The 19,748-nt window shown below is 59.2% G+C and carries 16 protein-coding genes; 9 read left to right on the top strand and 7 right to left on the bottom strand.

Annotation, left to right across the window (positions count from 1 at the left end; genetic code table 11):
• The first annotated feature begins 36 nt into the window (after window positions 1–36).
• The 4 genes from pnp to AC3ISG_RS20930 all read left to right on the top strand — a co-directional run bounded on the left by pnp (window position 37) and on the right by AC3ISG_RS20930 (window position 5,207).
• A complete protein-coding gene (pnp, locus tag AC3ISG_RS20945) occupies window positions 37–2,142 on the top strand; it encodes a polyribonucleotide nucleotidyltransferase (RefSeq protein WP_122622794.1) in 2,106 nt (701 codons plus the stop codon).
• Between the two features lie 294 nt (window positions 2,143–2,436).
• Window positions 2,437–2,787, top strand: a complete 351-nt coding sequence (locus AC3ISG_RS20940) for a BON domain-containing protein (RefSeq protein WP_122535429.1) — start codon at window positions 2,437–2,439, stop codon at window positions 2,785–2,787.
• A gap of 455 nt (window positions 2,788–3,242) precedes the next feature.
• A complete protein-coding gene (locus AC3ISG_RS20935) occupies window positions 3,243–4,244 on the top strand; it encodes a response regulator (RefSeq protein WP_122535430.1) in 1,002 nt (333 codons plus the stop codon).
• Window positions 4,245–4,247: 3 nt separating this feature from the next.
• Window positions 4,248–5,207: a sensor domain-containing diguanylate cyclase gene (locus AC3ISG_RS20930; RefSeq protein ID WP_122622796.1), complete on the top strand. Its 960-nt coding sequence runs from the start codon at window positions 4,248–4,250 to the stop codon at window positions 5,205–5,207.
• A gap of 59 nt (window positions 5,208–5,266) precedes the next feature.
• Here AC3ISG_RS20930 and AC3ISG_RS20925 read toward each other — a convergent pair whose 3' ends face one another.
• The 7 genes from AC3ISG_RS20925 to AC3ISG_RS20895 form a co-directional block, all read right to left on the bottom strand.
• A complete protein-coding gene (locus tag AC3ISG_RS20925; protein WP_489297866.1) occupies window positions 5,267–6,028 on the bottom strand; it encodes a hypothetical protein in 762 nt (253 codons plus the stop codon).
• Between the two features lie 360 nt (window positions 6,029–6,388).
• Window positions 6,389–7,669, bottom strand: a complete 1,281-nt coding sequence (locus AC3ISG_RS20920; RefSeq protein ID WP_489299568.1) for a TRAP transporter large permease — start codon at window positions 7,667–7,669, stop codon at window positions 6,389–6,391.
• Window positions 7,669–8,196, bottom strand: a complete 528-nt coding sequence (locus AC3ISG_RS20915; RefSeq protein ID WP_122535434.1) for a TRAP transporter small permease — start codon at window positions 8,194–8,196, stop codon at window positions 7,669–7,671. The genes AC3ISG_RS20920 and AC3ISG_RS20915 overlap by 1 nt, the downstream gene beginning before the upstream one ends.
• Before the next feature lie 63 nt (window positions 8,197–8,259).
• Window positions 8,260–9,243 carry a TRAP transporter substrate-binding protein gene (locus tag AC3ISG_RS20910; protein WP_489297865.1) on the bottom strand — a complete coding sequence of 328 codons (984 nt, stop codon included), beginning with the start codon at window positions 9,241–9,243 and terminating at the stop codon, window positions 8,260–8,262.
• Between the two features lie 84 nt (window positions 9,244–9,327).
• A complete protein-coding gene (locus AC3ISG_RS20905) occupies window positions 9,328–10,215 on the bottom strand; it encodes a glucurono-1,5-lactonase (protein ID WP_489297864.1) in 888 nt (295 codons plus the stop codon).
• Between the two features lie 66 nt (window positions 10,216–10,281).
• Window positions 10,282–11,106, bottom strand: a complete 825-nt coding sequence (locus tag AC3ISG_RS20900) for an NAD-dependent epimerase/dehydratase family protein (protein ID WP_122535437.1) — start codon at window positions 11,104–11,106, stop codon at window positions 10,282–10,284.
• Between the two features lie 365 nt (window positions 11,107–11,471).
• Window positions 11,472–12,728 (bottom strand): OprD family porin, encoded by a 1,257-nt coding sequence (locus AC3ISG_RS20895; RefSeq protein ID WP_489297863.1) that lies wholly within the window; start codon window positions 12,726–12,728, stop codon window positions 11,472–11,474.
• 510 nt (window positions 12,729–13,238) lie between these two features.
• Here AC3ISG_RS20895 and AC3ISG_RS20890 point away from each other — a divergent pair.
• The 5 genes from AC3ISG_RS20890 (at window position 13,239) to AC3ISG_RS20870 (ending at window position 19,746) form a co-directional block, all read left to right on the top strand.
• Window positions 13,239–14,186 (top strand): substrate-binding domain-containing protein, encoded by a 948-nt coding sequence (locus AC3ISG_RS20890; protein WP_489297862.1) that lies wholly within the window; start codon window positions 13,239–13,241, stop codon window positions 14,184–14,186.
• Between the two features lie 98 nt (window positions 14,187–14,284).
• On the top strand, window positions 14,285–15,796 hold the full coding sequence (locus tag AC3ISG_RS20885) for a sugar ABC transporter ATP-binding protein (RefSeq protein ID WP_489297861.1): 1,512 nt from the start codon (window positions 14,285–14,287) through the stop codon (window positions 15,794–15,796).
• Between the two features lie 4 nt (window positions 15,797–15,800).
• Window positions 15,801–16,760, top strand: coding sequence for an ABC transporter permease (locus tag AC3ISG_RS20880; protein WP_489299567.1), 960 nt, complete (start codon window positions 15,801–15,803; stop codon window positions 16,758–16,760).
• A gap of 214 nt (window positions 16,761–16,974) precedes the next feature.
• Window positions 16,975–18,063, top strand: a complete 1,089-nt coding sequence (locus tag AC3ISG_RS20875; RefSeq protein WP_172610686.1) for an alcohol dehydrogenase catalytic domain-containing protein — start codon at window positions 16,975–16,977, stop codon at window positions 18,061–18,063.
• 150 nt (window positions 18,064–18,213) lie between these two features.
• The gene (locus AC3ISG_RS20870; protein ID WP_489297860.1) at window positions 18,214–19,746 is read left to right on the top strand and encodes an FGGY-family carbohydrate kinase; all 1,533 of its coding nucleotides are present in this window, start codon (window positions 18,214–18,216) and stop codon (window positions 19,744–19,746) included.
• Window positions 19,747–19,748: the final 2 nt, after the last annotated feature.

Here is a 19,748-nt window from a genome sequence, read left to right as displayed (position 1 = left end):
CCAGTTCCCCAAGAGCCACAAAGAAGGTAGGAAACCGTGAACCCGGTAATCAAGAAGTTTCAATTCGGTCAATCGACCGTAACCCTCGAGACTGGCCGCATTGCCCGTCAAGCCTCTGGTGCTGTATTGGTCACCGTTGACGACGACGTCACCGTTCTCGTGACTGTGGTCGGCGCCAAGCATGCAGACGCAAGCAAAGGCTTTTTCCCTCTTTCCGTTCACTACCAGGAAAAGACCTACGCCGCTGGCAAGATCCCTGGTGGGTTCTTCAAGCGTGAAGGCCGTCCTTCCGAAAAAGAAACACTGACCTCGCGTTTGATCGACCGTCCGATCCGCCCACTGTTTCCAGAAGGCTTCATGAATGAAGTGCAGGTTGTCTGCACTGTCGTCTCCACCAGCAAGAAAACCGATCCGGACGTCGCTGCGATGATCGGTACTTCGGCTGCCCTGGCCATCTCCGGCATTCCGTTCGACGGCCCGATCGGTGCCGCGCGCGTTGCTTTCCACGAGAGCACCGGCTACCTGCTGAACCCGACTTACGAGCAACTGAAAGCATCGAGCCTGGACATGGTCGTTGCCGGTACCGAAGAAGCGGTACTGATGGTTGAATCGGAAGCCAAAGAACTGACCGAAGACCAGATGCTGGGCGCTGTGCTGTTCGCCCACGACGAATTCCAGTCGGTCATCAAGGCCGTCAAAGAGCTGGCCGCCGAAGCTGCCAAGCCAACCTGGAACTGGGCGCCGAAAGCCGAAGCCACTGAACTGCTGGGCGCTATCCGCTCCGAGTTCGGCGCAGCAATCTCCGAGGCCTACACCATCACCGTCAAGGCCGATCGCTACGCTCGCCTGGGTGAGCTGAAGGATCAGATCGTTGCCAAGCTGGCTGTTGAAGACGGCAGCCCGTCCGCCAGCGAAGTCAAAGCGGCGTTCGGTGAAATCGAATACCGCACCGTTCGCGAAAACATCGTCAACGGCAAGCCGCGTATCGACGGTCGCGACACCAAGACTGTGCGTCCGTTGAACATCGAAGTCGGCGTTCTGCCGAAGACTCACGGTTCGGCACTGTTCACCCGTGGCGAAACGCAGGCGCTGGTCGTGGCCACCCTGGGTACTGCCCGTGACGCTCAGCTGCTCGACACCCTCGAAGGCGAGAAAAAAGACCCGTTCATGCTGCACTACAACTTCCCTCCGTTCTCGGTGGGCGAGTGTGGTCGCATGGGTGGCGCAGGTCGTCGTGAAATCGGTCACGGCCGTCTGGCCCGCCGTTCGGTTCAGGCCATGCTGCCTGCTGCCGACGTGTTCCCGTACACCATCCGTGTCGTATCGGAAATCACCGAGTCCAACGGTTCCAGCTCCATGGCTTCGGTCTGTGGTGCTTCGCTGGCCTTGATGGACGCTGGTGTTCCGATGAAGGCGCCGGTTGCCGGTATCGCCATGGGTCTGGTTAAAGAAGGCGAGAAGTTCGCCATCCTGACCGACATCCTGGGTGACGAAGACCACCTGGGCGACATGGACTTCAAAGTAGCCGGTACCGCCAAAGGTGTGACCGCGCTGCAGATGGACATCAAAATCAAGGGCATCACCGAAGAGATCATGGAGATCGCTTTGGGTCAGGCGCTGGAAGCGCGTCTGAACATCCTGGGTCAGATGAACACCATCATCGGTCAGTCGCGCACCGAGCTGTCGGAAAACGCGCCGACCATGATCGCGATGAAGATCGACACCGACAAGATCCGTGATGTGATCGGCAAAGGCGGCGCGACCATCCGTGCCATCTGCGAAGAGACCAAAGCGTCGATCGACATCGAAGACGACGGCTCGATCAAGATCTTCGGCGAAACCAAGGAAGCGGCTGAAGCTGCACGTCAGCGCGTTCTGGGTATTACCGCTGAAGCCGAGATCGGCAAGATCTACATCGGCAAGGTTGAGCGCATCGTCGACTTCGGTGCGTTCGTTAACATCCTGCCGGGCAAAGACGGTCTGGTGCACATCTCCATGTTGAGCGACGCTCGCGTAGAGAAAGTCACCGACATCTTGAAAGAAGGTCAGGAAGTCGAAGTTCTGGTGCTGGACGTGGACAATCGCGGTCGCATCAAGCTGTCGATCAAAGATGTCGCAGCTGCCAAGGCGTCGGGGGTTTAAACCCTTTCTCCTTTAGCTGATAAAAAGAGCCCTTCGGGGCTCTTTTTTTTGAGTGCAATTAATGGCTTAGAAGCGAAAACAACACTGCGGCGGCTCGTCAGAACATGCATCTTGCAAGTGGAACTTTCTTAAAGCGGGCAATCTGCACGACAACTGCGGATCCATTAAAATATAACCTATTGATTTATAACGAATATTTATCAAGCCGAAGGTTGGCACACCGCTTGCGACATATAGGTAACCCTGCAGCCAACCAGATTGGCGCAGATTCTGAGAAAAACAGGAGTTACCCGTATGAAGAAGTTCGCTATTGCTGCTGCTACCGCCACTGCTCTGACTCTGACTATGGCTAACGTAGCCATGGCTCAGACCTCTGCTCAAGCTCCAATGACTGTAGCTGCAAACGAAGTCGCCAAAACCAAAGAGGCTACCTCTGACACTTGGATCACCACCAAGGTCAAAGCTGACCTGGTAACCGAGAAAGGCATTCCAGGCTCCGACATCAAGGTTGAGACCAACAAAGGCGTGGTTTCCCTGTCGTCGACTGTTGCTGTGACTGAAGCACAGAAAACTACTGCTGTAGCAATCACCAAGAAAATCAAAGGCGTTAAGGCTGTCTCGGCTGATGGCCTGAAAGCTGAGTAACTCCATTCGGTAGAACCTGCGGAATGATCGGCTGACAGTGGGATAGTCGTCAGCTGAATGATTCGCGGTTCATCCGAAGGCCACGGTGATGTGGTCATCAGAAGCCCCGGCGCTCGCGTCGGGGCTTTTTTGTGCGTTGATTTCCATGGGTCTTCTAGCCTGCTCCGCTAGCTCGGAAGCATATGACGTAGGCTCGGCACGCGCGCTGCGTTACGCTCCAGCGCGACTCCTATCCAAATGAGAGGATTAAATCCATCTGTTCGGAATGATCGAATGTTGATGAGCACATTACTTGCATATCACGCAGCCCGTTGTGGATTGGGTGAAGAATCTACCCACAGGCTCAATACCTTGATAAGCCGTTATCAACTACAGTCTGGTGCGAAGCATTGTTCACCACAATGGTGCTGCCTTGCATCGGCCCAGGCCTGAAACTCTTTTGCTGTGAGAAGTAAATGCCCACGATTCCCTTGTTGATTTGCGACGACTCCAATATGGCGCGGAAACAGCTGATGAAATCCCTGCCGCCTGAGTGGGATGTGTCAGTGACCACGGCGACCAATGGCCGTGAAGGGGTCGAGGCGATTCGTCAGGGCCTGGGCAGCGTGGTGTTGCTGGATCTAACAATGCCGGACATGGACGGCTACCAGACGTTGGCCGCCATTCGCGCGGAAAACCTGCAAACCAGCGTCATTATTGTCTCCGGCGACGTTCAGGAAGAGGCTGTGCGCCGTACCCTTGAACTGGGCGCACTCGCGTTTCTGAAAAAACCGGCCGATCCAGATCAGTTGCAGCAGACCCTTCAGCGGCTGGGCTTGCTGGGGGAGAGCGCCAATCAGTGGGTCGCCCCGGCATTGAGCGTCGACCAGACCCCCATCAGTTTCAATGATGCATTCCGCGAGACCGTGAACGTCGCGATGGGCCGCGCGGCCGCGTTGCTGGCGAGGGTGTTGGGGGTGTTTGTGCAACTGCCGGTGCCCAACGTCAATATGCTGGAAGTGGGCGAGTTGCACATGGCGTTGTCCGATGCCCAGGCCAATGACCGGCTCACGGCGGTGTGTCAGGGCTATATCGGTGGCGGCATCGCCGGCGAAGCGCTGTTGTTGTTCCATGATTCGGAAATCGCCGATATGGCGCAGCTGATGAAGGTCGACGACGCCGACTACTCTGACATGGAGATGTTGCTGGACTTGTCTTCCATCCTGATCGGCGCCTGTCTGAGCGGCATTGCCGAACAGCTCGACGTCGCTTTTTCCCAAAGCCACCCCCAAGTGCTGGGCTTGCACAGCGGCATTGAAGAGCTGATCCGCCTCAACGAGCGGCGCTGGAAGAAGACGCTGGCTGTGGAGATCAGTTACAGCCTGGAAGGCCATAACATCCATTTCGATCTGTTGATGTTGTTCACCGAGGACTCGGTCGAGCTGCTGTCGCGGAAACTCGCCCATTTGATGAGCTGATTCATGAACGATCGTATCGATTTCAAAGAATTGCACTGGCTGCTCACCGTGACGCAGAACATCGACGTCGGCGTGGTGGTGCTGGATGAGGAGTACCGGGTGCAGGTCTGGAACACCTTCATGGAGAACCGTTCCGGAATACTGTCGTATGAAGCGGCGACCCGTTCGTTCTTTTCGTTGTTCCCGGAGATCAACGAGCGCTGGCTGAAGAACAAGATCGACAGCGTGATTACCCTCGGCACGCCAGCGTTCACGATCTGGGAGCAGCGCCCTTATCTGGTTCATTTCAAGAGCTATCAGCCCATCACCGGGCAAGAAGACTTCATGTACCAGAACACCACGATGTATCCGCTGCGGTCCACGACCGGAGTAGTGAGCCATGTGTGTCTGGTGATCTACGACGTCACCGATGTGGCGACGAACCGTCTGCAATTGCAGGCGGCCAACCGCGAGCTGCAGAAGCTGTCGAGCACTGACCGCCTGACCAGTCTGTACAACCGCGGTCACTGGGAAGAAGCGCTGCGTCTGGAGCATGCGCGGCACGTGCGTTACGGCTCATCGGCGGCCTTGGTGATGTTCGACATCGACCACTTCAAGCGCGTCAACGACACCTTTGGCCATCAATGCGGTGATCGGGTCATCCAGCGGGTGGCGGACGTGGTGCGTGAGCACATCCGTGACGCTGACATCGCTGGCCGTTACGGTGGCGAAGAGTTCGCAGTGCTGCTGCCGGACACCGACAAGCAGGGCGGCGCCATATTTGCCGAGCGTCTGCGCGCCGCCGTCGAGGCGCTGGACGTCATGCAGGAAGGCGAAGCCATTCATTGCACGATCAGCCTGGGTGTCGCTGACATGACTTCGCCCATGGACGACTACAAGATGCTGATCGAACGGGCGGATCAGGCGCTGTACGAATCCAAGAAAAACGGGCGCAATCGCGTCTCGGTCGATGCCTCGGATTGAAAACCACAATGAAGGCTGCATCATGAGGTCTGCATAGCAGTCTGCCCCACTGGACAACCTCATATCTGCGGCGCGTCTTCTTGCAGCCCTTGACCCTTCCAGGTACCGAGTGATCGACGCAGTCGGCTGGCCAGCGAGCTGCTGCCATGGACGTTTTGGTAGTGAAACACCGCCGTGGCGCGCAAGGCGTCTTCGGCCACGGGCATGTTGGTGTGCAGTGAGCGATAGCCCCAGAACAGGTACAGGTGGCCGGGTTGCATGGCGATGCGGGTAAAGTCGCTGTCATCCTTCGCGACTTTGTTCCTGAGGCGGCGCTGCATCCAGCCGTTGTCTACCCGGACCTTGTCGAGCAGGTTGGCGAAATAGGTACGGCGGATCGGCCGCCGGTTCGGCAGCATCAGCAGGTCGCCGCGCTCTCCGCTGGTGGGCATGCAGACCGGCATGATGGTGGTCAGCACAAACGAGTCGTAGTGGAAGATTAGCGATTCGCGACGCCCGCCGCTGCCGGTCAGGCAGCGTAACGTCTGGGTCATGCCGTTTTCGCTGGAGCGATCGCCGGTGACGCCCGCCACAATGCGTCGGCATAAATCGATGAAATCCCGCGACGTGCCCCATTCATGGAGCGGCGTTCCTTGCACGGCCTGTCGGCCCGAGAGGGCCACGTAGTCATTGCCGCACTCGGCAACGGTTCGGGCGACCAATGCTTGCAGCGACTGGAGTTGGGACGGGCTGGCCCAGTCCGGCAAGACAGCGTATCCGTCGCTTTCGATGGCATTGATCAAGCTCTTCACCTGAGCTTCCGAAAAAGTCGTGTAAGGCATCTGGCGCAACCTCATGACGTAGACAGAGGAACTAAGAAGCCCATCGGACCTACTGCTTGAGATGTACCGTTTCAGCCGGGCGAGGCCAGAGACTAGCAGCTAGCACAGGTTTATCCATGCGCAAGAAGATAATATTTCCAAATGTTTATTTTCATCTAAAAAGTGCTGGTTTCTGTCCGTTTATGAAACAGATCGACGCAGAACGCTGCAGTTAGAGAGGTCGCGATGCGTAACGTATTTGTGTCACTGAATATGTCTAAGTCGGTTTCGGCGGTGAAACAGGGGAGGGGTGTCTACGCGGACAATAAACAAAACGCCCTCAGAGTGAGGGCGTTTTTTCAGTGCTTTAGCTCAGCTGATTTACAGCACCACGCTTGGCAGCCACAGCGAGATCGCAGGAATGTACGTCACCACCATCAGTACCAGGAAAAGTGCGACATAGAAGGGAAGCAGCGCTTTCACTGTGGCCTCGATCGTGACCTTGCCCACCGCAGCGCCCACGAAGAGCACGGCCCCTACAGGCGGCGTGATCAAACCGATGCCCAGGTTGACCAGCATGATCATCCCGAAGTGCACCGGATCGACGCCAATGCCGACGATCACCGGCAGCAGGATCGGGGTGAGGATGAGGATCAACGGCGCCATGTCCATTACCGTGCCCAGCAGCAACAACATGACGTTGATGCACATCAGGATCACGTAGCGGTTGTCCGACAGCGTCAGAAACGCCGTGGTGATCTTCATCGGGATTTCCATCAGCGTCAGGATGTAACCAAAGCTGGCAGCAAAACCGATCAGGATCATCACGATGGAAACCGTGCGCACGGCCCGATGCATCAGCTTGGGCAGGTCGCGCCATTTGTAATCGCGGTAGATGAACATGGTGACGAAGAACGCCCACAGCACTGCGATCGCTGCGGACTCGGTGGCCGTGAACACGCCCGACAAAATGCCGCCCAGGATGATCACCATCGCCATCATGCCCCACAGGGCTTCACCGGCGATTTTCAGCGCCTTGCGCAGCGGTATCACTTCGCCCTTGGGGTAGTTGCGCTTACGGGCGAAGATCATGCACAGCACCATCAACACAGCGCTGAGCAGCAGGCCAGGCATGATCCCGGCCATGAACAGCGACGCGATCGACACCGTGCCACCGGCGGCCAGCGAGTACAGCACCGAGTTATGGCTAGGCGGTGTCAGCAATGCTTGCACCGAACCACTCACCGTCACCGCCGTAGAGAAGTCGCGGGGATAGCCATTGCGCTCCATTTCCGGGATCAGCACAGAACCCACTGACGCCGTATCGGCAACTGACGAGCCGGAGATGGCACCGAAGAACGTCGAGGCGACGATGTTCACCAGCGACAGGCCGCCGCGCACGAAGCCCACCAAAACACCGGCGAACGCCACGAGCCGACGGGACATCCCGCCCTCGGCCATGATCGCGCCGGCCAGTACGAAGAACGGGATCGCCAGCAACGAGAACTTGTTCACGCCACCCGCGACTTGAATCATCAGCGCGTCGAACGGGATCTCGATCCACCACGCGCCGATCAGTGCAGACAGGCCGAGGGCGAACGCCACAGGCATGCCGACCAGGATCAGCGCGATGAAGCTGCCCAACAGAATAAATGCGTCCATCATGCTGCCTCTTCGCTGGATTCGACCACGTCGTAACTCACCACCCGACGGTGACGCTGGTCACCCAGAAACAGCTTCTCCAGGACGAAGATCAGCGTCAGTACGCCGCCGATGGGAATCGGCAGATAGGAGATGCCAACCCGCAGCGCAGGCATCTCACCCAGAAACTGGTTCCAGGTATTCAGGCACAGCTTCATGCCCTTGACCGCCATGAACACGCAGACCACCGCCATCAGGATTTGCACCAGCACTGCGGCAGCATTACGTGCGTTTTCTGGCAGGCGGTCGGTGGCCATGTTGACCGCCATGTGCGCACCGGCCCGATAACTTGCGGCGGCGCCGAAGAAGGTGAACACCACCATCAGCAGAATGGCGGTGGGTTCCGGCCAGCTGGAGCCGGTGCCCAGGACGTAGCGGGCGAAGATGCCCCACGGGATGATCAGCGCCATGGTCAGCATCGACAGGCCCGCGATCCCGATGCAGAGGCGATACAGTGCGTCATTGAAGCGCAGAATCGTGTTTTTCATAGGCTCACCACAACGACGGTGAACGGCCGGGGCCGCCACCGCAGTGCTATCGGGCTGAAGGGCTTATTGAACGGCTTCGATACGCTTGATCAAGTCGGCATAAGGCGCGCCGTACTGAGCGCGTACGCTCGCCGTCGCGTCGTAGAAGGCTTTCTTCTGATCTGGCGTGAGCGTGATGAACTCGACGCCCGCTGCCTTCAGCTTGGCCTCGCTCTCGGCTGACTTTTTGTCCCACAGGACGCGCTCTTCCGCTTGCGCCTCGACGGCCAGCTTTTTCACCAGCGCCTGCTGGTCCGAACTCAGCTCGGTCCAGGTCTTCTTCGACATCACGACGGGCTCAGGCAGGATCAAATGCTCGGTGAGGGTGTAGAACTTGGCGTTCTGATAGTGGTTATGCTCAAGCAGCGTCGGCATGTTGTTTTCAGCGCCGTCGATAACACCCGTTTGCAGCGCGCTGAAAATTTCACCGGTCGCCATGGCAATGCCGTTGCCGCCCATGGCGTTGATGGTGTCGATGAACACCGGATTGCCCTGAACACGAATTTTCATGCCTTTGAGATCGGCAATGTCGCGAACCGGCTTCTTGGTGTAAAGGTTGCGCGTGCCGCCGTCCATCCATGCCAAGGCCACGAGGTTGAAGTTGGAGTTGGTGATCTTGTCCAGCATTTCCTGGCCAATCTGGCCGTCGATCACCTTGCGCATGTGGGCGTGATCACGGAATACGAACGGCAGGTTGAACGCGTTCACCTCCGGTACCACCGGGCCGACGATGCCGAGGCTGACGCGGGTCATCTGGATGGCGCCAGCTTGAAGTTGCTCAACGACCTCCTTCTCTGAACCCAGCACACCGCCGGCAAACATTTTGAAGCTGATCTCGCCTTTGCTTTGCTCTACCAGCTTTTTGCCCATGTCCTGTTCAGCGACAACGGGCGGGTAACCTGCGGGGTGTACTTCGGCAAACTTGATTTTGATGTCCGCCAGCGCTGTGTTTGAGAGGCACAGCGCCAGAGGGAGTGCGGCGAGGAGCAACTTGCGTTTGACGTCCATGGATGTTCTCCGGTGTTGTTATTGTTTTTTCAGATAGAACGTTGGGGCTTTTACTGCGGTGGAGCGACGGAGCTGGCCTGAGGCTCAGCCCTTGAACAGGGGTTCTTCGAGTCCCTTGACGCCAGGGTTTAGCGCGAACACGCCACCGGCCAGGGGCTGGTCGCTGAGGTCGCCGCCGGGGCGGATGGACGTGACGTACAGGGTGTCTAGATTCGAGCCGCCGAAGGCGCACATGGCGGGCTTTTTCACCGGCACACTCAGCGAGCGATCCAGCTTGCCCGCAGGCGTAAAACGATGGATCACGCCTTCATCGTTGCCGCAGATCCAGTAGCAGCCATCGGCGTCCACCGCTGCGCCGTCGGGGCGGCCGGCGTATTGGTTCATGTCCACGAACAGGCGGCGGTTGTGCGGCGTGCCGGTGTCGGTGTCGTAATCAAACGCCCAGATTTTCTGCACGGAAGGGTGTGAATCCGAGAGGTACATGACGCGGCCGTCCGGGCTGAAGCCCAGGCCGTTGGGTACGATCATGTCGGTAAGCTGGGCAGTCAGCGGATCGGTCTGGCCGGCGCTGTAGCGATACAGCGAACCCACGGCCAGTGCCTTCGCCATGTCCATGAACATGGTGCCGGCCCAGAAACGGCCCTGGCGGTCGCAGCGACCGTCGTTGAAGCGCATGTTGTCGCTGGCGTGCTTGACGCTGCTGAGCACCTGCGTGGTAACAGTGCCGTCGTCCTGGGGATAAATGCGGAACAGGCCGCTCTCCATGCCGGCCAGCCAGCTGCCGTCGCTGTAGCGGGCGATACAGGCGAGCATTTCCGGCGTCTCCCAGCTGGCGGTGAGACCGTCTTGCGGGCTCCAGCGATGGAGGCGACGGGCCGGAATGTCGACCCAGTAGAGCGCCTGTTCCTGGGCGTTCCAGACCGGCGACTCACCGGTTGCATTACGTGCATCGAGAATCAGCTCTGCGTCCATGACGATCATTCCGTGATTTTTATTATAAGAGGCCGACCTCACAGTCGGCCTGGTCGTCGTTGAGTCTTACTCGTCGCCAAACGGCCCGGACGCCACGAACGCACCGCCCTGGTACACCATGGCGGGGTCGTCGGAAGCCGGCATCGGCTGCGCCTCGACTTTGGCGCGGAACTGTTCGGAACTGTCTTTCGGCTGATAGCCCAAGTGATTGGCCAGGCGGTTGTCCCACCAGACCGTGCTGTTGTCCGAAGCGCCATAAACGATGGTGTGGCCGACGTTCGGGGTGAAGAGTCCGCGTTCGATCAGCTGGGTCAGGTCGTCGTAACTCAGCCAACTGGCGAGCATGCGGCGGTTCTGTGCTTCAGGGAATGAAGAGCCGATGCGGATGCTGACAGTCTCGATGCCGTAGCGATCAAAGTAGAAGCTGGCCATGTCTTCGCCGTAGGATTTCGACAGACCGTAGTAGCTGTCCGGGCGACGCATGGCGCTGGCGTCGATGACTTCATCCTGACGGTAGAAACCGATGACGTGGTTAGAGCTGGCGAAGATCACCCGCTTCACGCCATGCCGGCGCGCCGCTTCGTAGATATGGAAGATGCCGCAGATGTTCGGGCCCAGGATCTCTTCGAAAGACCGCTCAACAGAGACGCCGCCAAAGTGGACGATGGCGTCGACGCCTTCGACCAACTGATGAACCGCGTTTTTGTCGGCCAGGTCGCAGCGATGGATTTCTTCGTGAGGGCCGGCTGCCGTAGCCATGTCGGCGATATCGGAAAGACGCAGGATCTTGGCAAACGGACGCAGGCTTTCGCGCAGGACTTTACCGAGGCCGCCAGCGGCGCCCGTCAGCAAAATGCGGTTGAGCGGGGCCTGGGCGTTGAATTCAGTCATCGTGGGAAGCCCTGATTCTGATGTTGTTTTTATGGTGTCATCGGTTGTCGTATGACGCTTGCGGGATTATCAACAGGGCCCGCAAATTTTGTCAACGCGACGAAGGTGTAAGCCATCCGACGCCTGTCTGAAATGTTCGTCCGAACTGCGCAGATGCCGAGGGAATGCCGTGCTTTCACATTGCAGTGTGACGCCCGACGCTTTCCCGGCTAAAGCCGGTCCCACCAGGGGGTATGCATGCCTAGGGTGGGAGCGGCTTCAGCCGGGAAGAGGTCAGTTCGAGCAGCATCACGTTTGCGGTGTGACGGCCAACGTCTTCCCGACCAAAGCCGGTCCGACTGACTGCATGCGACAGCGTTTGCCCCTTACATCAGCGAAATCGGGTAGCTGATAAACACCCGGTTTTCGTCGAACTCGTTGGTGCTGTAATCACGCCGCATCGACGAGTTGCGCCACCGCACGTTGAGGCTTTTGAACGTGCCGCTCTGCACCGTATACGCCAGCTCGGACTCGCGTCCCCACTCCTTGCCGTCAGTCACGGTGCCGGTGTGCACGTTATCGCCGCTGATGTAGCGGTTCATCATCGTCAGGCCGGGGATGCCGAATATCGCGAAGTCCAGATCGTGACGCAGTTGCCAGGAGCGCTCCTTGGCATTGTCGTAGCTGGAGTTGTAGCTGTCGTTGGCCAGGGTGCCGCCGCTGGTGCCATTGACGCGCATCCACTGGTCATCGCCATAAACCTTCTGCAGGCCGAGGTAGACAGTGTTGCCTTTGTAGTTGGCGGACAGCATCGCGTAGGCGGTCTTGTTATCCAGCTCGCCGGCCAGCTTGTTGCCGTCCTCTTTGCCGAGGAAGTAGCCCAGGTTGGCGCCCAGGGTCCAGTCACCGATCGGCTGCTTGTGGATGAGGTTCAGAAACTCCTGCTGATAGACGTCTTCCAGCTGCGCGTACCAGAGCCCGACCTGGGTCCGCTTTTCGTTGAAGGTGTATTCGCCGCCGCCGAAGTTAAAGCGGTCCGACTTGAACGCGGCGGATTTACCGTTCATGAACATGTCTTCCATGCTCGCGTCGTTGCGTGGGCTGTTGCCGCGGAACTGGCCGCCGTACAGCGTGAGGCCGGCGATTTCCTTGGAGGTGATCTGCCCGCCGCGAAAGGTTTGCGGCAGCGACCGGCCGTCATCGGAACGCAGGATCGGCAACACCGGCATCCATTCACCAATCTTCAATTCCGTATTGGAGAGCCGCGCCTTGGCTGCCACACCGAGGCGGCCAAAGTTGTCGGCGGGGCGTCCGTCATCATGGATAGGCAACAGCTGAGTACCGCCGGTGCCTTTGCCGCCGTCGAGCTTCTGCGAGTAGAGGCCCAGCACATCGAGGCCGAAGCCAACCGTGCCCGGGGTAAAGCCCGATTTCACATCGAGAATGAAGTTTTGCGTCCACTCTTCGGCGTAGTTCTGCGGATTCGCCGCGTTGGTGAAGTTGCGGTTGAAGTAGGCATTGCGCAGGTTGAGCGTGGCCTTGGTGTCATCGATAAAGCCTTCAGCGAGGCTCATCAATGGCAGGCTGAACGCGACGCTGCCAGCGCCAAGCAACAGCCACGAACGGTTGGTCTGGATCTTCATTTCTTATTGTTCTCCCTTTCTGCTGACAAAACGGTCCCGCACCGAAGGTCGCCGCCGAGGCGCCGCAGGCGTGGACAGGGGTGCTCACGTCACCGGTTTTGAATGAGGCTCACTGCCTGATCAAAACGACCGTCGTTGATCAATCGCTTGCGGGTGCGTCGGCGAAAACACACGCACGCACACGCACGAGTGAGGCGGGTGGAACACAAAGAGAGGGGGAGGTGTGGCGGATAACGCGGGGCGACAGGCGCCGATTGACTGTCATCGTCATGGAAGCATTCCTTTTTATTTTTGTTATCGGTTATGCGTTGTCGTACAACGCGATTTGGAGTATCGGCAGAGATTTGTACGCTGTCAACGCGCCAGCTCGGGAAACTCGCCAGCGGTCGTCCTGCCAGGCTTACCAACGGTCACGGGCGGATATTGCGAACCCTCTTTTTCTCTGCTAATTTCAAAAATGTTAACGATGACATTTCCGCTTTAACAATAAAAACAACGGGATTTTTCGCTATGACAACTCGCCTCAAGAAGGGCTTTTCCGCCGCTCTCTGTTCACTCGCCGTGGCCGTCGCCTGCGGCAGTGCCGTCACTGTCCAGGCCGCAGACGCCGCCAAGACCGGCCCATTGAAAATCGGCGCCTCGTTTCAAGAGATCAACAACCCCTATTTCGTGACCATGAAGGACGCCCTTCAGGACGCCACTACCAGCATCGGTGCCACGCTGCTGGTCACTGACGCGCGTCATGATGTGTCCAAGCAGATCAGCGACATTGAAGACATGCTGCAGAAAGGCATCGATATCCTGATCATCAACCCGACCGATTCGGTCGGCGTTCAGTCCGCCGTCAAGCAGGCCCATGACAAAGGCGTGGTGGTCGTCGCGGTGGACGCTCAGGCCAATGGCCCGCTGGACTCCTTCGTCGGCTCGAAGAACTTCGACGCCGGCGTGCAGGCCTGCGATTACCTGGCCAAGAACATCGGCGAGAAGGGCGACGTCGGAATTCTCGACGGCATCGCGGTGGTGCCGATTCTTGAGCGCGTGCGCGGCTGCAAGGAAGCCCTGGGCAAGTACAAAGACATCAAGATTGTCAGCATTCAGAACGGCAAGCAGGAGCGTGATCAAGCGCTGACTGTCACTGAAAACATGCTGCAGGCGCAGCCCAATCTCAAAGGCCTGTTCAGCGTCAACGACAACGGGTCCCTCGGCGCCCTGGCGGCCATCGAGTCCAGCGGCATGGACGTCAAGCTGACCAGCGTCGACGGCGCGCCCGAAGCCATTAAAGAAATCCAGAAGCCCAACAGCAAGTTCATCGCCACTTCCGCTCAATACCCTCGCGACCAGGTACGGCTGGCCCTGGGGCTGGCGCTCGCCAAGAAGTGGGGCTCACAAGTCCCGGCGACCATTCCGGTCGACATCCTGCTGGTGGATCAGGCGAAGGCGAAAACCTTCAGCTGGTAACGGGCGTGGCGCTGCTCGCCTGAGATTTTTTTTGGCCCAGGCGAGCGCCACGGATTGATGTGAGCTGCGCAGCGATGTTGTGCTGCGACGAGGTGCCCATGAGCTGCCTTCTGCAATTGGAAAACATCTGTAAAAGCTACCCCGGCGTGCAGGCGCTCAAGTCGATCAACCTGCAGGTCGAGCGCGGCGAAATTCACGCGCTGCTCGGTGAAAACGGTGCGGGCAAATCGACCCTGATGAAGATCCTCGCGGGCGTCGAGCATCAGGACAAAGGCAGCATTCTCATTGACGGTGCGGAGCAGCATTTCGCGACCTACAACGAGGCCATTGCCGCCGGCATCGGCATCGTCTTTCAGGAATTCAGCCTGATCCCCTATCTCAATGCCGTGGAGAATATTTTCCTCGGCCACGAGATCGTCAACGGCTTCGGCTTGCTGCGCAAAGGCGAGATGCGCGAGAAAGCCATCGCCTTGTTCGACCGGCTTGGGGTGAAGATCAATCTGGATTGCTCGGTGCAGCACTTGAGCGTGGCCGAGCAGCAGTTTGTCGAGATCGCCAAGGCGTTGGCCCTTGAAGCGCGTTTGCTGATTCTCGACGAACCCACCGCCACCCTGACCCCGTCCGAGGCCGAGCTGTTGTTCGACATCATGCGCGAGCTGAAAAGCCAGGGCGTGGCGGTGATCTTCATCTCCCACCACCTGGAGGAAATCTTTCAGGTCTGCGACCGCATCAGCGTGCTGCGTGATGGCGCCAACGTCGGCGCCTTGACCGTCGCCAACAGCGACATCGACACGCTGGTGGAGATGATGGTGGGGCGGCGTCTGGAAGCGAACTTTCCGCCCAAACAGTCCCGGGCCCAGGGCGAAGTGGTGCTGCAAGTGCGTGACATTCAGCTGACCCGTAATGGCCCGCACAACAGCTTCAATCTGCACAAGGGCGAGATTCTCGGCTTCGCCGGGCTGGTGGGGTCCGGGCGCACGGAATTGGCGCTGGGCGTGATTGGCGCGTTGCCGGTGGTCAGCAAGGATCTGCTGTTGCGCGGTCAGCCGGCGCACCTCAATGATCCGGCGCAAGCGCTGGCCAGTGGCATCGGCCTGTTGCCGGAAAGCCGCAAGAGCGAAGGGCTGATCGTCGATTTCACCATTCGCGAGAACATCTCCCTGAACAATCTGGGCAAGTACGAAAGCGCGGCGCACCTGCTCGACCGGCACAAGGAAGACACCACCACTGCCGAGCTGATGAAGCAGCTGTCGATCAAGGCGCCAAGTTGTGAAAGCCGGGTCATTAATCTCAGCGGCGGCAATCAGCAGAAGGTGGTGATCGCGCGCTGGATCAATCACCACTGCGACATCCTGATCTTCGACGAGCCGACCCGAGGCATCGACGTCGGCGCGAAAGCGGAGATCTACACCCTGATGCGCACACTCACCGAACAAGGCTTCGCGATCATCATGATCTCTTCAGAACTGCCGGAAATCATCGGCATGTGCGACCGCGTGGCCGTTTTCAACAAGGGCGCTATCGTCAATGTGCTGGAGGCTTCGGCCATCAATCCGCAGGAAGTGATGCGCCACGCCACCGGGAGCCTGAACAGTGAACACCTCCATTAAACCCATGACCGCACAGCCCAACCGGATGAAGCTCAACTTCGCTCGATTGATCCGATCGCCAGCGTTTTACCCGTTCGTTGGCCTGGTGGTGGTGACGGTCTTCATGATCTTCGCCAGCGACAAGTTTCTCACCGGCGCGAATCTGGAAAACATCGCCCGCCAGGTGTCGATCAACGCCATCATCGCGGTCGGCATGACCTGCGTGATTCTCACCGGCGGCATCGATTTGTCAGTGGGTCCGGTGATGGCCTTGTCCGGCACGCTGACCACCGGGCTGATGGTCGCAGGCGTCCCGGCGCCGATCGCGATCCTCATCGGTTTGCTGATTGGCGTGGGCTTCGGAGTGGGCAACGGCATCTTCGTCGCGTACCTGAAAATGCCGCCGATCATTGTCACGCTGGCGACCATGGGCATCGCCCGCGGGCTGGGCCTGATGTACACCGACGGCTACCCGATTGCAGGCATGCCGGACTGGTTCGCCTGGTTCGGGCGCGGCACGCTGTTCGGCATTCAGGTGCCTATTTTGATCATGCTGGCGACCTACTTCTTCGCCTGGGTGCTGCTGCAGCACACGCGGGTGGGCCGCTACGTTTATGCCATCGGCGGCAACGAGGAAGCCGTGCGTCTGTCCGGCGTGCGCGCCTCGCGGTTCAAGCTGCTGGTGTACTCGATCAGCGGGCTGACGGCGGCGATTGCGGGGCTGGTGTTGTCGTCGCGGCTGATGAGCGGGCAACCGAACGCTGGCGTCGGTTTCGAGCTGGATGCCATCGCAGCCGTGGTACTGGGCGGCGCGTCGATCGCCGGCGGTCGCGGCGTAATCATCGGCACGCTGGTGGGCGCGATGCTCCTGGGCGTGCTGAACAACGGCTTGAACATGCTGGGCGTCTCGCCCTATGTGCAAAGCGTGATCAAGGGCGGAATCATTTTGCTGGCGATCTTCATCAGTCGGCAGCGGCACAATTAAGGTGTGGGGTGACTGCGCTGGCCTCTTCGCGAGCAAGCTCGCCCCCACAGACGGCCGATGCGACCAACTTTACGGCCATGCCCAGAACCTGTGGGCGTGACCGGGGTGGCGCTTCACCTTGCTCACGAAGGGGCCGGCCCTGGTACACACGAATCCGAGATGAAAAACGGTGGCGCGATATTCGCCACCTAACTACACAAACAGGTGAACCGACATGGAACAAAACACAACAAACACCATGCAAGCCGTCGTCTGCCATGCGCCGAAAGACTACCGTCTGGAGCAGATCAGCAAGCCCGTCGCCCGTGCCAATGAACTGGTGATCCGCATCGGTGCCTGCGGGATCTGCGCCAGTGACTGCAAATGCCACTCGGGCGCAGCGATGTTCTGGGGCGGCGAGAGCCCGTGGGTCAAGGCGCCTGTGGTGCCGGGCCACGAGTTCTTTGGCTACGTCGATTCGGTGGGCGAGGGCGCTGAAGAGCACTTCGGCGTGAAGGTGGGTGACAAGGTTATCGCCGAGCAAATCGTCCCTTGCGAGAAGTGCAAGTTCTGCAAATCCGGCAAGTACTGGATGTGCGAGGTGCACAACATTTTCGGCTTCCAGAAGGACGTCGCCGAGGGCGGCATGGCGCAGTACATGCGCATCCCGAAAACCGCCATCGTGCATCACATCCCCGAGTCTGTGTCGCTGGAAGATTCTGCGTTGATCGAGCCGATGGCCTGTTCGATTCACACCGTCAACCGCGGTGATGTTCAGCTCGACGACGTGCTGGTGATCGCCGGTGCCGGCACGCTGGGCCTTTGCATGGTGCAAGTGGCTGCATTGAAAACGCCGAAGAAGCTGGTGGTCATCGACATGGTCGACGAGCGTCTGGAGCTGGCGAAAAAATTCGGCGCCGACGTGGTGATCAACCCGAGCCGCGACAACGCCAAAGAGATCATCAACGGCCTCACTGACGGCTATGGTTGCGACGTTTATATCGAGACCACGGGCGTGCCGATCGGCGTTACCCAAGGCCTTGACCTGATCCGCAAGCTGGGCCGCTTTGTGGAGTTCAGCGTGTTCGGTGCCGAGACCAGCGCTGACTGGTCGATCATCGGCGACCGCAAGGAACTCGACGTACGCGGCGCTCACTTGGGCCCGTATTGCTACCCGATTGCCATCGACCTGTTCGAACGCGGGCTGGTGACGTCCGAAGGCATCGTCACCCATGACTTCGGTCTGGACGACTACGCCGAAGCGTTCGCACTGGCGGACTCGACCAAGTCGATCAAGGTGCTGCTAAAGCCCGTTAACGGATAACGCTGTTTCTGTAGGAGCCACCGGAGGTTACGACGGCCGCGATGCGGTTTACCTGACACAACGCTTTCGCGACCGTCGTACCCTCCGATTGCTCCTACAAGGGACCGTGGCACGCCTCAAGCAACCCAATAACAACAAGAGCGCACCCGGATGGATTACGTCATCGGTGTCGACATCGGCACCCAAAGCACCAAGGCGTTACTGGTCGATGCCCAAGGCCAGATCATCGCGCAGCACAGCCACAGTTATAAGGTCGACACCCCCAAACCGCGCTGGGCCGAGCAATGGCCGCAGGTCTGGCTCGACGCCGTGGAAATCTGCGTTGCTGCGTGCATGCGCAAGAGCGCCTTGCCCAGGGACAGCGTCAAAGCCCTGTGTGTCAGCAGCCTGTATGGCGGCTCCGGCATTGCGGTCGATGCGCAGATCAAACCCTTGTATCCGTGCCTGATCTGGATGGACCGCCGCGCCGAAGCACAGGTGGAGTGGGTCAATCAGCACGTGGATCTGGAGCGGCTTTACACGATCACTGGCAACTCGGTAGACAGTTATTACGGCTTCACCAAAATGCTCTGGCTCAAGGACAAACAGCCGCAGGTCTGGGCTGACACGCGCTATCTGCTGCCGCCCAACAGCTACATCAATTACTGCCTGACCGGCGAGGTCGCGGTGGATCACAGCTCTGCCGGCAACATCGGCGGGGTCTATGACGTCCAGGCGCGGGGCTGGTCGGCAGAAATGCTCGATGCACTGGGCATCCCGATGTCGATGATGCCCCAGCGGCTCGTTCATTCCGGTGATGTGGTCGGCGGCTTGTTGCCCGAATGGGCTGATCGGCTTGGGCTTACCCCTGGCATCCCACTGCTAGGCGGCGGTGTCGATGCCGCCATGGCGACCTTCGCCGCGGGCGTTACTCAGGCCGGCAACCATGTGGCAATGATCGGCACCAGCATGTGCTGGGGCTACCTCAATCAGCAGGTCGACGCCCGGCACGGTCTGGTCAGTTTCCCCCACGTCTTCAACGGCGCCAGAGACCTCTACATCTTCGGCGGCGCGATCACCGCCGGCGCCTCGGTCAGCTGGTTTCGCGAGCAGTTCTGCCAGGCCGAAGAGCAGCAGGGCCGCGAGAGCGGCGAAGACAGCCACGTGATTCTCGAACGCGCGGCGATGAAGATCCCGGCCGGCAGCGACGGCGTGTTGTTCCAGCCTTACCTGATGGGCGAGCGAAGCCCGGTGTGGGACGCCAAAGCCAGCGGCAGCTTTGTCGGGCTGAGCCTCTATCACAGCCGGATTCACCTCTACCGCGCGGTGCTCGAAGGCGTCACGTTCGCGCTTCGGCACAACATCGAAGCGGGCACCAAAGGCGCGCAATCCCTGGACCCTCGGCTGATCGTGGTCGGCGGTGCCAGCCACTCGGACCTGTGGATGCAAATCATCGCCGACGTCACCGACTTCCCGGTCTACACCATCGTGCAGGAAGTCGAAGCGGCGCTCGGCGCCGCGCTGCTCGCTGCTCATGCGGTCGGTCTGGTGGATGAGGCACAGGTCCACAAAGGCTGGGTCCAACTGGAGCTACGGGCCGAGCCTCAAGCGGAGAACGTCGAGTTGTATTCGCGACTGTTCGCCGATTACGTGGCGCTGTACCCGGCGCTGAAACCGATCATGCATCGTTTGCAGGGAGCGTGACT

Source organism: Pseudomonas sp. GL_135 (assembly GCF_057834665.1).
This window is presented reverse-complemented; position numbering and strand designations above follow the sequence as displayed.